This window comes from Streptococcus cuniculi (assembly GCF_004570575.1).
In the GTDB taxonomy this organism is placed as follows: Bacteria; Bacillota; Bacilli; order Lactobacillales; family Streptococcaceae; genus Streptococcus; species Streptococcus cuniculi_A.
The window spans coordinates 64873-79742 of sequence record NZ_SPPD01000001.1 but is presented as its reverse complement, the minus strand read 5'-3'; the positions used below and the strand labels follow the sequence as shown (position 1 = coordinate 79742).

General features: G+C 44.2%; 15 protein-coding genes and 1 other annotated feature. Of the genes, 3 read left to right on the top strand and 12 right to left on the bottom strand.

What is annotated here, in order from left to right; all coding sequences use genetic code 11:
- Positions 1–20: 20 nt before the first annotated feature.
- From E4T82_RS00385 to E4T82_RS00375, 3 genes are all read right to left on the bottom strand, one after another.
- Positions 21–755 carry an amino acid ABC transporter ATP-binding protein gene (locus E4T82_RS00385; RefSeq protein WP_135180939.1) on the bottom strand — a complete coding sequence of 245 codons (735 nt, stop codon included), beginning with the start codon at positions 753–755 and terminating at the stop codon, positions 21–23.
- A complete protein-coding gene (locus E4T82_RS00380) occupies positions 748–1437 on the bottom strand; it encodes an amino acid ABC transporter permease (protein ID WP_135180938.1) in 690 nt (229 codons plus the stop codon). Before E4T82_RS00380 ends, E4T82_RS00385 begins: the two co-directional genes overlap by 8 nt.
- Positions 1438–1563: 126 nt before the next feature.
- On the bottom strand, positions 1564–1794 hold the full coding sequence (locus tag E4T82_RS00375; RefSeq protein ID WP_075099328.1) for a DUF1797 family protein: 231 nt from the start codon (positions 1792–1794) through the stop codon (positions 1564–1566).
- Positions 1795–2080: 286 nt separating this feature from the next.
- Between E4T82_RS00375 and E4T82_RS00370 the strand changes: the two genes are divergently transcribed.
- The 3 genes from E4T82_RS00370 (at position 2081) to E4T82_RS00360 (ending at position 5529) form a co-directional block, all read left to right on the top strand.
- On the top strand, positions 2081–4294 hold the full coding sequence (locus E4T82_RS00370; protein ID WP_135180937.1) for an ATP-dependent Clp protease ATP-binding subunit: 2214 nt from the start codon (positions 2081–2083) through the stop codon (positions 4292–4294).
- A gap of 57 nt (positions 4295–4351) precedes the next feature.
- Positions 4352–4804: an NUDIX hydrolase gene (locus tag E4T82_RS00365; RefSeq protein WP_135180936.1), complete on the top strand. Its 453-nt coding sequence runs from the start codon at positions 4352–4354 to the stop codon at positions 4802–4804.
- 422 nt (positions 4805–5226) lie between these two features.
- Positions 5227–5529 (top strand): DUF1827 family protein, encoded by a 303-nt coding sequence (locus E4T82_RS00360; protein WP_135180935.1) that lies wholly within the window; start codon positions 5227–5229, stop codon positions 5527–5529.
- 582 nt (positions 5530–6111) lie between these two features.
- On the opposite strand, the gene E4T82_RS00355 is transcribed toward E4T82_RS00360, so the two are convergent.
- From E4T82_RS00355 to ftsZ, 9 genes are all read right to left on the bottom strand, one after another.
- The gene (locus E4T82_RS00355) at positions 6112–6864 is read right to left on the bottom strand and encodes a DUF6261 family protein (protein WP_135180934.1); all 753 of its coding nucleotides are present in this window, start codon (positions 6862–6864) and stop codon (positions 6112–6114) included.
- A 289-nt stretch (positions 6865–7153) separates the two neighbouring features.
- Positions 7154–9952, bottom strand: coding sequence for an isoleucine--tRNA ligase (ileS, locus tag E4T82_RS00350; protein ID WP_135180933.1), 2799 nt, complete (start codon positions 9950–9952; stop codon positions 7154–7156).
- A gap of 12 nt (positions 9953–9964) precedes the next feature.
- Positions 9965–10405, bottom strand: a complete 441-nt coding sequence (locus E4T82_RS00345) for a GNAT family N-acetyltransferase (protein ID WP_135180932.1) — start codon at positions 10403–10405, stop codon at positions 9965–9967.
- 37 nt (positions 10406–10442) lie between these two features.
- Positions 10443–10659, bottom strand: a binding site (T-box leader).
- Positions 10656–11360, bottom strand: a complete 705-nt coding sequence (locus tag E4T82_RS00340) for a DivIVA domain-containing protein (protein ID WP_135180931.1) — start codon at positions 11358–11360, stop codon at positions 10656–10658. (Overlaps the previous feature by 4 nt.)
- 6 nt (positions 11361–11366) lie before the next feature.
- Positions 11367–12161 carry an RNA-binding protein gene (locus tag E4T82_RS00335; RefSeq protein ID WP_135180930.1) on the bottom strand — a complete coding sequence of 265 codons (795 nt, stop codon included), beginning with the start codon at positions 12159–12161 and terminating at the stop codon, positions 11367–11369.
- 3 nt (positions 12162–12164) lie between these two features.
- On the bottom strand, positions 12165–12422 hold the full coding sequence (locus E4T82_RS00330; RefSeq protein WP_135180929.1) for a YggT family protein: 258 nt from the start codon (positions 12420–12422) through the stop codon (positions 12165–12167).
- Between the two features lie 5 nt (positions 12423–12427).
- Entirely contained in the window at positions 12428–12967 is a 540-nt protein-coding gene (locus E4T82_RS00325) for a cell division protein SepF (RefSeq protein ID WP_135180928.1), read from the bottom strand.
- 11 nt (positions 12968–12978) lie between these two features.
- Complete coding sequence (locus E4T82_RS00320) at positions 12979–13650, bottom strand: YggS family pyridoxal phosphate-dependent enzyme (RefSeq protein ID WP_135180927.1); 672 nt, start codon at positions 13648–13650, stop codon at positions 12979–12981.
- A gap of 1 nt (position 13651) precedes the next feature.
- On the bottom strand, positions 13652–14854 hold the full coding sequence (ftsZ, locus tag E4T82_RS00315) for a cell division protein FtsZ (protein WP_135180926.1): 1203 nt from the start codon (positions 14852–14854) through the stop codon (positions 13652–13654).
- Positions 14855–14870 lie beyond the last annotated feature (16 nt).

Below are 14870 nucleotides of genomic sequence, written 5' to 3'. Positions count from 1 at the left end.
AACAAATCCAGCAGTTATTTTTATAATACCTTCGACAAGAAATTTTTGGTTCTTTCCTCTTGAGTTTCTTCAAAGACCTGCTGCGGTGTGCCATCTTCTACGACAACACCACCGTCCATAAAGATGACGCGGTCAGCTACCTCCCGCGCAAAGCCCATTTCATGCGTCACAATGACCATGGTCATCCCCGACTTGGCCAAATCCTGCATGACCCCTAGCACCTCACCAACCATTTCTGGATCAAGAGCAGAGGTCGGCTCATCAAAGAGCAACACATCTGGATCCATGGCAAGACCACGCGCAATGGCAATCCGCTGCTGCTGACCACCTGATAAGCTCTGCGGATAAGCATGCGCCTTGTCTGGCAAGCCCACTTTCTCAAGCAGATCATAGGCGATTTTCTCTGCCTCACTCTTTTCCAATCCCTTGGTCTTAATCGGTGACAAGGTGATATTGTCTAAGACTGACATGTTGGGGAAAAGATTGAATTGCTGAAAGACCATACCCATTTTTTCTCGCATTTTGAAAATATCATTTGACTTATCGGTAATATCGACGCCCTCAAAAGTCACCGTCCCCTTGGTCGGTACTTCAAGCAAGTTCATGGTGCGCAAGAAGGTTGACTTGCCACTACCAGACGGTCCGATAATCACAACCACCTGTCCCTTTTCAATCTCGAGATCAATTCCCTTTAAGACCTCATTTTTGCCGAATGATTTATGAAGATTTTTAATCGAAATAATGGTCTCACGCATGTGCCTGTCCTCCTTTGCTCAACCGTTTCTCAAATGCCTGAATCGCTAAGGTCAAGACGCTGGTCATGACCAAATAATAAGCCGCTGCAAACAAGAGAGGGCTCAAGGTCAAGTAAGTCGTTGACGCAACGGTCGTTGCACTGTTCCAAAGCTCGATGACACCAATGGTAGATAAGAGTGAACTATCTTTCAAAATGGTCACAAACTCATTTCCCAAGGCTGGCAAGATATTTTTCACAGCCTGTGGCATGATGACGGATTTCATGGCTTCAAAAGGACGAATCCCGAGGGAGTATGCTGCTTCTAGCTGTCCTTTTGGTACAGCATTAATTCCTGCTCGTACAGTCTCAGACACGTAGGCACCGCTGTTCATCGAAATCACGATAATCCCTGGCAACAAGCGAGACAGATCTACAGATAAAATCCCCAACTCAAAGGTCGGTGCTGTAATATTCATGACTGCAAAGGCAATCATGATTTGCACCACCATGGGCGTTCCGCGGAAAATCCAAACATAGATGTTGGCCAACCAAGCTAAGGGGCGGAATTTGCTGCGTTGGGCAAAAGCCAAAATGAGCCCTAAAATACTACCAAAGAAGACCACCAAAGCTGCAATCATCAGGGTTACAATCTCTCCATAGTTAAAATAATCCCAATATTTAGGAAGGAATGAAAAATCCATTTGTTTACCTCTTTCCAAACTGTCTGCTCAGTATTATATCATTTATCGAATAAAAATACAACAACTTCGACTAAATATTCAATCCATAAAAAAAGCACCGAAGTGCTTTTTCATTCTTAGTCAGAATTAGTACAATAATTCATAAATTTCCATTGCAATCAAGTCAATACTGTCAAATGTGTATGTCTCACGCGCTTGAACATCGCGAAGCGTAAAGACAGAACCGTTTTCCTCATCGAAGCTATAAGCAACCTCCGCAACGACAACACCGTCACGCTCAAAATTACGTTTTAAGGTTCCACCGTCAGTCGCCATCGCTTCCAAACGGTTAATAATTCGCACTAAATGTGATTCCATATCACTTCTCCTAATTTCTTATTATAGAAGTATTCTACCATATTTCCTGTAAAAAGTCTTGATTTATCCATTTTTCTTCTGCTTTCTACTGATTCCCTCATCATCTTTCCTCCTTCTTCTGTTCGATTTAGGTAGCAGATTCTTGCAATTTAGCTAAATCTTGTTATAATAAACTTATATCTGACCTTTATTGACTATTTGGCCATCCTTTAGCAGAACAATAAGTGATGTAGAGAATGTCCAAAACCAATAAAGACCTATAGTTCGATAGAAAAGAGGATTGCCCATGCTTTGTCATAACTGTAATATCAATGATGCAACCATTCATCTTTATACAAATCTTAATGGAAAACAACAACAGGTAGACCTCTGCCACAACTGCTACCAAATCATGAAAACAGACCCTAACAATGCTATCTTAAAAGGATTGGGAGACCTTGCCAATCCAAATAATATGGACCCGTTCAGCGAATTTTTCAACAACATTGGAGGCATTCCCGGACACACTCCTGCTGGGAAACCGCGTCATCAAACCCCGCCTACTCAGGCAGGGGGTGGCAATCGTGGCAACAATGGCGGTGCTACTCCTCCCCCACAACAGCCAACAGGATTGCTGGAGGAATTTGGCATTAACGTGACGGACATTGCCCGCCGTGGAGATATTGACCCTGTCATCGGTCGTGATGAGGAAATCAAGCGCGTCATTGAAATTCTCAACCGCAGAACCAAGAACAATCCTGTCCTCATCGGTGAGCCTGGGGTCGGAAAAACAGCCGTTGTGGAAGGTCTGGCTCAAAAAATCGTAGACGGTAACGTTCCACAAAAACTCCAGAACCGTGAAGTCATCCGCCTTGATGTTGTCAGCCTTGTTCAAGGAACAGGGATTCGCGGGCAATTTGAAGAGCGCATGCAGAAGCTAATGGAAGAAATCCGCAATCGCAAGGAAATCATTCTCTTCATTGATGAAATTCATGAGATTGTCGGGGCTGGATCTGCTGGTGACGGCAATATGGATGCAGGTAATATCTTGAAACCTGCCCTTGCTCGTGGCGAGATGCAGCTGGTCGGAGCTACCACGCTCAACGAGTACCGCATCATCGAAAAAGATGCTGCCTTGGAACGTCGCATGCAGCCTGTCGAGGTCGATGAGCCGAGTGTTGATGAAACGATTACCATTTTAAAAGGGATTCAAAGCAAGTACCAAGACTATCATCATGTCAAGTACACCAATGAAGCCATTGAAGCAGCTGCGATTTTGTCAAACCGCTACATCCAAGACCGCTTCTTACCAGATAAGGCCATCGATTTACTAGATGAAGCCGGCTCTAAGATGAATTTGACCTTGAATTTCGTTGATCCGAAGGAAATTGACCAACGCTTGATTGATGCGGAGAATCGTAAGGCTCAAGCCACTCGTGATGAGGACTTTGAAAAAGCAGCCTACTACCGCGACCAAATCGCTAAATACAAGGAAATACAAAAGGCAACGATTAGCGAAGAGGACATTCCCGTCATTACGGAAAAAGAAATTGAAGCCATTATTGAGCAAAAAACCAATATTCCTGTCGGTGAGCTGAAAGAAAAAGAACAGTCACAGTTGATCAACCTAGCCAGTGACCTCAAAGCCCATGTCATCGGACAAGATGACGCTGTTGATAAAATTGCCAAAGCCATTCGCCGCAATCGAGTCGGACTCGGAGCACCGAACCGTCCAATTGGAAGTTTCCTCTTCGTTGGACCAACAGGGGTCGGAAAAACCGAGCTTTCAAAACAACTTGCCATTGAACTCTTTGGCTCTGCCGATAGCATGATTCGCTTTGATATGTCCGAGTATATGGAAAAACATGCAGTTGCCAAATTAGTCGGAGCGCCTCCGGGCTACGTTGGCTACGAGGAGGCTGGGCAATTGACTGAAAAGGTCCGCCGCAATCCTTACTCCCTTATCCTACTGGACGAGATTGAAAAGGCACATCCTGATGTCATGCACATGTTCCTCCAAGTCCTTGATGACGGTCGCTTGACAGACGGACAGGGGCGTACCGTCAGCTTCAAAGATACGATTATTATCATGACCTCAAACGCTGGTACAGGTAAGGTAGAAGCTAGTGTAGGCTTCGGCGCTGCCTTGGAAGGGCGCACGCAATCTGTCCTCGGTCAACTCAGCAACTTCTTCAGTCCGGAATTTATGAACCGCTTTGACGGGATTATCGAATTCCACGCCCTCAGCAAGGAAAATCTCCTCCATATCGTGGATCTTATGCTCCTTGATGTCAACAAGCGTTTGGAAACAACAGGGCTAGCCCTCCATGTGACCGACAAGGTCAAGGAAAAGCTGGTTGACCTTGGATACGATCCAAAAATGGGCGCGCGTCCACTCCGCAGAACCATTCAAGAATACATTGAAGATCCGCTGACCGACTTCTATTTGGAACACCCAGAAGAAAAGAACCTGCGCGCTGTCCTCACCAGCAAGGGGGGAATCGCAATCAAAGCAAAATAGGCTTTCTTTTTCCTCTACTTATGCTATAATGAAAAAAATCATTCTTGAGGAAACACCATGACACAGGCAACATTCGGTACAAAAGAAACAGGCATTAGCTACCAACATCGCTACGGCGTCTACGCCGTCATTCCTAATGCAAAAAAAGAGCAAATCATTCTCGTCCAGGCCCCCAACGGCGCTTGGTTTCTCCCCGGTGGAGAAATCGAGGCTGGGGAAAACCACTTGACCGCGCTTGAGCGAGAATTACGGGAAGAACTGGGCTTTACAGCAGAAATTGGAGACTATTACGGTCAGGCAGATGAATACTTCTACTCCCGTCATCGTGATACCCACTACTACAACCCTGCCTATATCTACGAAGTAGTCAGCTACCAAGAAGTTGGAAAGCCGCTTGAGGACTTTAACCACCTCGCTTGGTTTGACATTGATACTGCTATTGACAAGCTCAAGCGGGGTAGCCACAAGTGGGGGATTGAACAGTGGAAATTAGCCCACAAAGAGGAGTAATACTCTTCAAAAATCAAACAAATACCTCGTCAACTCAGCTTGATAAATTGAATTCGATCTAAGCACTGTGTGAAAAAGACAAATTTCATTGGTTGCTAGACAATCTGCTTCAATTTCCTATTTTCACCTTGTGCTTTTAACGCTCTCATATCTTAATGAGTGAAAATCTCCAGTGGAGGTTTTCAGCCTGTTCCCTTGAAGGCAGAAAGGAACAGTGTTCTACCTTCACTTTCAAAGGGGCTAGCTTTGCTAGCTCTATTTCTCACCTCAAAAGGGATACCATACCTTTTGAACTAGTCTACTTTTGATTTTTATTGAGGACAAGGCTCTGGGCAAAGATTGCACTTATTTTTTGAGGATAAGGCTAGTCAAATACCCCTCAGAGTGCTATAATAAAGGCAAAGAATGATTGGAGGTCAATCATGAAGATTATCAACACGACAAACAGCCAAGCACAACTCGTGCAAAACCAATTAGCCAATACAGATGCCTTTCTGGTGGAGACCTATTCTGCTGGAAATACAGACGTTATTTTTACGCAGGCTCCGCTTCACTATGAACTCTTAATTAGCAACAAATACCGTGCTGTTCAACTATCAGAACTTGAGCAGATTCGTGATTTTTTCCTCAAGCGTAAAATTGATACAACCATCATCAATCAAGCAGCCATCCAAACCATTCATACCGACCGCTTAATTGAAATGTCCATTCCGATTGTGAAATAAGATGAACGGAAGTAGGACCAAAATCGTGATTTCAAAGAAATCAATTATCCTCACTCCGTTGTTTCTAAGTTCGGGCTAAAATAATCCACTGGATTATTTTAGCCCCACCACCGCAAGCTGGCTTGCGTTCACAAGTGAGAATTGTGAACGATTGAAAATAGAGCTAACGAAGAAACCTTCGCTAGCTTCTTTGGATAGACTGTTGATTTATCAACGTTCTACAAACAAGAAAAAGCCGAGACAGCTCGGCTTTTTCTTGTTATAGACAATCTTTTCGTTTACCTTTAGTACTCGCTCCAATAGTCTGGAAGACTATTGGAGGTTGGAAATAAAATGAGTGTAACTCGTGTCAACGAGCTTTTGCATCATGCGGAATTGTGTTCGAGCTAAGCACTGTGTGAAAAAGATAGGCAGCTGTTTCGGCTTTAGCCGATTACAGCTGAGAATCCCTTTAGTGGATAGGCAGATGTTTCGGCTTTAGCCGATTACAGCTGAGAATCCCTTTAGGGATAGGCAGATGTTTCGGCTTTAGTCAATTACAGCTGAGAATTCCTTTAGGTATAAACGAAATGACGATATCGACTAGGCATCTAGTACGGGAGCTTTTTCCTCCTTATCCACCTTTAGAGACTTGCGTTTTTTGTAGCGTTGGCGGATGACATTGAGTTGCTTGAGGAGGTCGCTGAGCTCTCGCCTATCGGGATAGGCAGAAGTCATGACCGCTGTAAAGTCGATAAAGAAGTTGTAGAGCTCAAATAGTTGCGCCCGCAATATCTTAGCCTGACTAGGTACTTGCCCTTTTTGCTCTTCCAAACGCAGTTTATAGATATGCTCAAATGTCGCTTGTGCCGCAACCAACTGGTCCAGATAAGTGGTTAAATAGAGACTTGCTAAGGCTCGTTGACAATCAGCATGGGCTAAAGCCCCAAGCAGTTGGTTAATCTTGACACTTTCTTTTTCATAGCTATCTGTAACGCTCACCTTGTGCTCTTTGAAGACAGTAGATAAAGTGTCATACGCAGCCTTGGTTGCGGGTTCTGTGACGCGAGAAAAGGCCTGAACTAAATTCGACAGGGTTAAGACTGCAGCATCTCGTGCCCTATCTGCCACCTCCAAAGACTGGACCGCTTTACTGCTACTTTTGGTGAGGAACACTTTTTGAAAAGCGTCAAGTGCAGTCGAAAATTCCTCTAGCTTTTTCAAATAAACAGCTTCTACCTTATGCTCTTTGATAAAGCTTGAAATCGCCTCCCTACTCTCTATCATCAATTGAAGAAAGCTAGCACTATCTAACCCTCTCACCGCCAATTGTTTAATACCGTACGTATAGATCATAAAGCTCTCCTTTATATTTTTTATGGTTCGCTTTATCTATTCGTAACGTCCTTCCAAAAATGGCAAACTTAAAAATTAAGAAGTAACTTTTCAATGAAAAATGGCAGAATTAGAAGCTAGGGAGATTAGTCTCAATGAAAAACGAGTAGACTTAGAATCGAGGAAACTCAACTTCAAAGAAAAACAGCAAACTTGAAACGAGAAAGCAAAAAACCGAGAAAACTCGGTTTTTGTTGTATCGTTTTTCATTAGTCGGACACGACCTAGAAAAGGGAAGCACATTGATTCTCTATTTTTCTTCAAATCCTTCAGCAACTGCTTCTGGGAAGTTGGCTTCAAGAACTGAGGCACAGTGGTCACAGACGGTTGCAAGATGCGGATTGCTATTAGTTCCGACACTTGTATCAAGGCGACGGCAACGTTCACAGACCTCGCCTGCTGCACGTTCAACACTAAAGGCTACATCTTCAAAGATAACGCTACCCTCTGGTGCTTCTCCGTCTGCGATTGTCAAGTGTGACACGATAAGGAGTTGAGCGACATCACTCTTCACAGCATGTAGCAACGCTTTTGTCTCCTCACCCGGGTAAACGGTCAAGTGAGCTTCAAGGGATTTACCGATGACTTTTTCAGTACGTGCTTCTTCCAAGGCTTTCTGCGCTTTGGTACGGAAGTCCATGAAGGCTGCCCAAGTACCCAAGGTTTCTTCTTGATTAGCAAAGGTTTGTGCCTCTGGCAATTCCGCTAGTTGAACAAAGTCTTCTGCTTCATGCTCCAAGTAAGACCAGATTTCTTCCGCTGTATGTGGCAAGATTGGGGTCAATAGCTTGGTCAATTTGACCAACATGTCATAGAATACAGTCTGCATTTGACGGCGTTCCAGCGATTTCGCCCCTTCGATATAGACAACGTCTTTGGCAAAGTCTAGGTAGAAGGCTGACAAGTCAACCGTAACAAAGTTCACGATTGTCTTATAAATATCCAAGAACTTGAAGTCCGCATAAGCTTTACGGATGCTTGCAACCACTTGATTGAAACGGATGGTCATGTATTGGTCAACAGAGCGCAAGTCAGCATAGGAAACCCTATCTGCTGACGGTACAAAGTCGGAGGTGTTGGCAATTAAGAACCGAAGGGTGTTGCGGATTTTCCGGTAGGTTTCAGACACTTGGTTCACAATGTCCATTGAAATCCGCACATCGTTGCTAGTATCCACACTGGTCACCCAAAGGCGGAGAATTTCTGCACCGAATTGTTTCTCCACATCGCTTGGCAAGATAGTATTTCCAAGAGACTTGGACATCTTCTCCCCTTTTCCGTCCAAGGTAAATCCTTGCGAAAGAATCTGCTTGTAAGGAGCAACACCGTTCGACGCAACAGAGGTGATGAGGGAGGAGTTGAACCAACCGCGGTACTGGTCAGACCCTTCCAAATAGAGGTCTGCCGGATAGCTTAATTCTTGGCGGGTATTCAGAACCCCATTCCATGATGACCCTGAGTCAAACCAAACGTCCATGATGTCAGTTTCTTTGGTGAACATACCATTCGGAGAGCCTGCATGGGTAAAGCCTGCTGGTAAGAGGTCCTTAGCTTCTCGTTCCCACCAGATGATAGAGCCATGCGCTGCAAACAGTTCTGCGACATGCTCAATGGTTTCCTCGGTCATAATCGGCGTTCCGTCCTCTGCATAGAAGATTGGAAGGGGTACGCCCCACGCACGCTGACGGGAAATCACCCAGTCACCACGGTCACGAATCATGTTGTAAAGACGAACTTTCCCCCATTCGGTATGGAATTTAACTTTTTCGATTTCATCGAGGATATCCTGACGGAATTTTGATACAGAAGCAAACCATTGTGGCACAGCACGCCAGATGATTGGCTTCTTAGTTCGCCAGTCAAATGGGTAGGAGTGAGAGATTTCTTCTTGGGCAAGGAGAAGATCACCTAATTTTTCGATAACAGTTGGGACTACTTTTTCATAGAATTGCCCTTCAAAATCAGGTCCTGCATTTTCTGTCATGATGCCGCGTTCGTTGACAGTTACTGCTACTTCCAAGCCATACTTCACACCGACATTGTAGTCGTCCTCACCAAATCCAGGTGCAGTATGGACGATTCCTGTACCAGAGTCAAGGGTCACGTGGTCACCATTCATGACCAATTCGTCCTGATCCTTGTCCCATGGATGTTCTGTCACGATACGGTCCAATTCTCGACCTTTATAGCTTGCGACCACTTGCGGATTTTCCCAGCCAAACCGTTCTGCTAGGCTGTTTAACAAGTCCCCAGCGACCACAAATTTACGCTCATCATTTTCAGGCTTGACGACCACATAGTCAAAGTCAGGTCCCACAGTCAATCCACGAGAAGCTGTAATGGTAAAGGGTGTTGTCGTCCAGACAACGATATAGGTATTGGTATCTAAGATTCCTTTACCGTCTTTGACACGGTTGGCATAGTAAAGAGAGGTTGAGACTAAGTCGTGGTATTCGATTTCTGCTTCTGCAAGAGCTGACTCAGAGGACCATGACCAATAGACAGGCTTGGCACCACGATAGATATAGCCTTTTTTCGCCATTTCACCAAAGACACGGATTTGCGCTGCTTCGTAGTCGGGAGTCAAGGTAACATAGGGCTGATCCCAATCACCAGACACACCGAGACGTTTGAAGTCCTCCCGCTGTTTATCCACTTGGCTAAGGGCATAGTCACGGCACATCTTGAGGTATTCCACCAAGTCCATTTCTTTGCGTTCGACACCTTGTTTCGCTAGAACTTGCTCGATTGGTAGCCCGTGTGTATCCCAACCTGGAACGTAGGGTGCATAAAAGCCAGACATGGATTTTGAACGGACAATGATGTCTTTTGAAATCTTGTTCATGGCATGTCCAACGTGGATATTCCCGTTGGCATACGGAGGGCCGTCATGCAAGACAAAGTGCGGTTTGCCCTCGTTTAATTCCTGACGTTTTTGGTAGAGTTTTGCCTCTTCCCATTCCTTTTGCCAAACAGGTTCTTTGGTTGGCAAGCCAGCGCGCATTGGAAAGGCAGTTTTTCCAAGATTAAGAGTTTCTTTTAGTTTCATAAATTCTCCTTTTTAAAGTTCTAATGTCATTACGATTTCATTAGTGACTAGGCCTGTCGACTGGAAGCCTAGACCTTCTAAAATTCCACGCATCTTGTGATTTCCAACCACATAGCTGGTAACTAGACGCTTGCAAGTAGGGTCATTCATCGCCCGTTGAATGACCCACTTGAGCGCTTCTTTTCCATAACCACGGTTCTGATAGACTTGGTCAATCATCAAGCGCCAAATCAGATAACTTTCCTCCTCTTGCTGTTTCATCAAGAGCAGAAAGCCCACTACCTGGTCTCCTGTCAGAATCGCCAAGGGCTCGAGGTCGTCCTTTTCACGATAGAGCCAGGCTTGTGCGAGCGAATAGAGATTGGAAGCTAGACGGCGCTCGTCTTTTTCGGCGACAGACAGCCCAATGACCGCTTCAAAGGTTGTTTCATCTACTGGTTTTAATTGAATCATATCTCTTCTTTATGACGATATATAAAAAACTTCCGCCAAAAAGGACGAAAGTTCGTGGTACCACCTTAGTTCAGATAGGCAGACTTCGCCCATCCCTCTGTTGCTCGTTAACGGAAAGCAAACCGTCTTCCCCTACTGATTTCAGAGAAAATCAAATAGAATGATGATTAGATAGCTAGGGAATGTAGGCCTTCCACCGTCACCTACTCGCTGAAAATATCGTTATCTTTTCGTATTTCTATTATCTGTTTTATTCTTCTGTTGTTCCTGCTTCATAAGCTTCAACTTGTGCTGCTTCTTGCTCGAGAGCTTCTGCCTGTCTTGCTAATTCAGCCATTTCTTCTGCTGACATTTGACGTGTTACATCCAAATCATCTTCAGGTGTATCAACTGATTCAGCCAAGGCTTCTTCTAGAACTTCACGGAACGCTTCATCACTCGTTTGCAAGTAAGAAGCTGTTGGACGTAAAATCTCTTCCCATTCAGGCGAATCAACCAAGGCCAACTGGCTCTCAATGGTTGATTTGAGACGCTGATGGAAGACACGTGTCTTATTCTTCAACTCTTCTGTCTCAACTGCCACCTTTTTCGCATTATCCGTCGCAGTACGGAGAATCTCATTGGCCTTGTCTTTAGAAGTATTGAGCAAGGATTGGCTGTCGTATTCTGCCTGCTTGATAATATTCGATGCCTGTTCTTTCGCAGCTAGCTTCACTTTTTCAGCAGTATCTTGTGCCAAGATAACAGATTGACTGAGCGATTCTTTCAACTCGTCAAAGTAAGTCAGGCGTTCTTTCAATGATTTGATTTCAAGTTCCTGCTCATGATTTTTCCGAACCAGTTCCTCATAGTCATCGGTTACAATATCCAAAAAATCTTCTACTTCATCTGGATCATATCCTCTAAATTTAGTGCCAAATGTCTTATCTTTTAGCTCTAATGATGTCAGTACCATAATTCCCTACTTTCTAATAACTTCTATTTCTAATTTTATTTTACTGTGTTTGGTGTATCCGAGGATCTCCTTGACACGCACTCTACCAAAACCTCTGACACTAACTAATTGTCCTGCTTTGAGGCTTTTTCCGACTTGTGTGACAGGAGAATAATCGACCTTGATTTGTTTTGCTTCAATCAATTGACTAGCCTTAGATCGCCCCATCCGAAAGACTGCCGAGACGACTTTATCGACCCGTAAGCTCGATACTAAAATCTGTTCACTTGTATAGCCCGAGGATGTATGAGCTGTGATTGCTTGTATATCACACTCTTTCCACGCGACAGGCGTGCGACCAATCTTTTGAACCTCGTTCATCAGAAGAGGAACAAAGCGCTTATCTAAGAGGACATAAGTATGCTCTTCTTCTATCAGAATGTCGCCGATATACTGCCGTTGCACTCCCAGACGATTGACTAAAGTTCCCAAAATCTGTGAATGGCTCAAGTGATGATATTTTCGTGGATAAATCACTTCAATCACTGCTATATCAAAGTCAGCTTCCTCCAGCTGATAATAATCTGGTGCAATGATTCCACGAGAAAATTCTGTTGCAACGAGACTATGGCTGCTCCAATAGCTCAACTGGAACTGGGCTGCAATTGACTTTGCCATTTCATCTTGCTTTGGATTCAAAAAAGAAGTGAGACGATACGAGTAGGTCATCTCCACCTGCTGACAGAGGTCAATGACTTTCTCAATAAAGGCTTTCTCCTCTTTCGGAAAATGTTGCATTAATTGTTGATATGCTTGATCCATCGCTTAGATATACAGGAGATAAACAAGTAATCTCGATAAGAGACGAACCAAAAACAAGACGAGGACGATGGTCCAATCCAAGCCTAGAAACTGTAATTTAAATCGTTGGAAAGGAGCTAAAATAGGTCTCACCAAGCTAGTAATCAATCTTCCTATGAAACTATCATAAGCATTTGGAACCCATGAAAGAAAGGCATAGGCAACCAAGATATAGGAATAAATCTCTAATACTTTCAATAGGATTAAAATAACAAGTGTCATAAGTCCTACCGTTTCATATCGAAGTCAAAAGCAAAAGCCGCCTCTGATGTATAATGAGGAGCACTTGAGCGAAGCTCTTCCATATTGACTGTGACTTTTGCTGGCGTCAAGAGCCACATAGTATTTGACACCTTTTTCAAATTCCCTGAAAGGACAGAACGGGCTCCATCGAGATAGTCGAGACAGCGACGAGCTTGCGTTTCAGACATGTGCTGAAAGTCGATTAAGATGCTAGCATCATCGATTAACAATTGGACAATTTCTGGTGCGTCTTCGTACTTTTTAGGGTACTTGATATCAATCGTTGAATTGCCAGTAGCCGTCTTCAAAATAGATTGTTCTTCCGACTGTCTGGTAACTGGTCTTGCACTTGCTTGAGAACGCGTAAACTTAGCTGGTTCCGCAGGTGTCGCTACCTCATGTGTTGGCGTAGGAGCTACTCTCATCTTAGGTCCCTCGTTTTGTAATGCGTATGCTTCTTGCTCTCTGTCATCGTCTATTTCAAAGTAATTAATTATATTTTTAAATGTATCTTTAAAAGCCACGTTTTTCTTCCTTATTTAAAAAATGCTGTCCCGATACGGATAAAGGTTGCTCCGCAAGAAATGGCCTCCGCAAAATCACCGCTCATTCCCATACTAAGTTCGGTAAAGGGCATATGGGGGAGATTGCGATCTGCCAAACGCTCTTGCAGTTCTTTAGCCTGCGAAAAAATGCTCATCAGTTCTGCATGACTCGCTTCAAAAGGTGCCATAGTCATCAGGCCGACAACTTCAACCTTATCAAGGAGCGACAACTGTTCTAATGCCTCGTCTAACTCATCAACCAGAAAGCCATGTTTGCTTTCTTCCTTAGAAATGTTAACTTGTAGGAAGCATCTAACGGTTTTGTCAGCACGTTTTTGGATTTCCTGTGCCAATTTGACCGAATCCAAAGCGTGAAAATAATCGACATAGTTGATGACATCTTTTACTTTTCGTCTTTGCAAACTGCCAATTAAATGCCAAGTGAGCCCTTGGTCCGACAAGGCTTGATATTTCTCTAAAAATTTGTCTACTCGGTTTTCACCGATATGCTGAATTCCAGTAGCAACCAAGTCTTTAGTAATAGAGCTGTCAACATACTTGGTGACAGCTATTACATTGACTAAATCTTGAGAACGATGCGCATTTTTCTTCGCCTGCTCAAGAGAAGCAAATACAGCATCTTTATTCTGTTGTAAATTCATCTTAACGATTTCTAAAGAATGGTGGAGTATCTAATTCATCCTCTTCTTCATCCATCGCAAATTTCTCAACTGAGACAGTTGAATGATTTGTGTTTTCAGTTGGACGAAGAATGTTTTCGCGGCGCAAGTCCCATTCACCAAAGGCTGACGCCTTTGAAGCTGGAGCTTCTGCTGGCGCTACAGGTTGTGAAACAGGGCGACCGATTGATGCATAGTCTACACGTTGACGTACTGGTTTCTCACCTGTTTCTTGACGAACACCCGTTGCGACAACAGTCACACGGATTTCGTCTTTCATCGTTTCATCAATGGAGGTTCCAAGCCAAATGTTGACACCTTGACCAGCTGCTTGATGAACGATTTCAGATGCCTCTTCTGCCTCTGTCAAGGTCATGTCGTAACCACCTGTTACGTTGACAATGACATCATTTGCACCATCGATTGTTGTTTCAAGAAGGGGGGAGTAGATCGCCTTGCGAGCCGCTTCTACAACACGCTCCTCACCAGACCCAATACCGATTCCCATGAGGGCATTACCTTTGTTTTCCATAACAGTCTTCACATCTGCAAAGTCCAAGTTAATCAAACCAGGGTTGGTGATGAGGTCTGTGATTCCTTGCACACCTTGGCGAAGGACGTTGTCTGCTTCGCTAAGTGCTTCTAGGAGCGGAGTTTTCTTATCGACGATTTCAAGAAGGTTGTTGTTTGAGATAATCAACAAGGTATCAACTTGCTCACGAAGACCTTCGATTCCTTCAATCGCAAAGTTACCACGTTTGTTTCCTTCAAATCCAAATGGACGGGTAACAACGGCAACGGTCAAGGCACCTAAGCCTTTTGCGATACGTGCGATGACTGGTGCAGCACCTGTACCAGAACCACCACCCATACCAGCTGTAATGAAGACCATATCTGCGCCTGTCAATACATTGGTAAGAGCTTCTTCGCTTTCTTCAGCTGCCTTACGACCAACTTCCGGTTGACCTCCAGCACCAAGTCCACGTGTCAATTTTGGACCTAATTGAATAACGGTTTCCGCTTTCGAGCTACTAAGCGCTTGAACATCCGTATTGGCTGCGATAAATTCAACACCAGAAACGCCTTCTTCAATCATACGGTTAATAGCGTTTCCGCCGCCACCACCAACACCAATAACTTTAATGACAGCACCATGAGCTGCTGCTGCTTCAAATGAAAATGTCATAGTTTTATCACCTTTT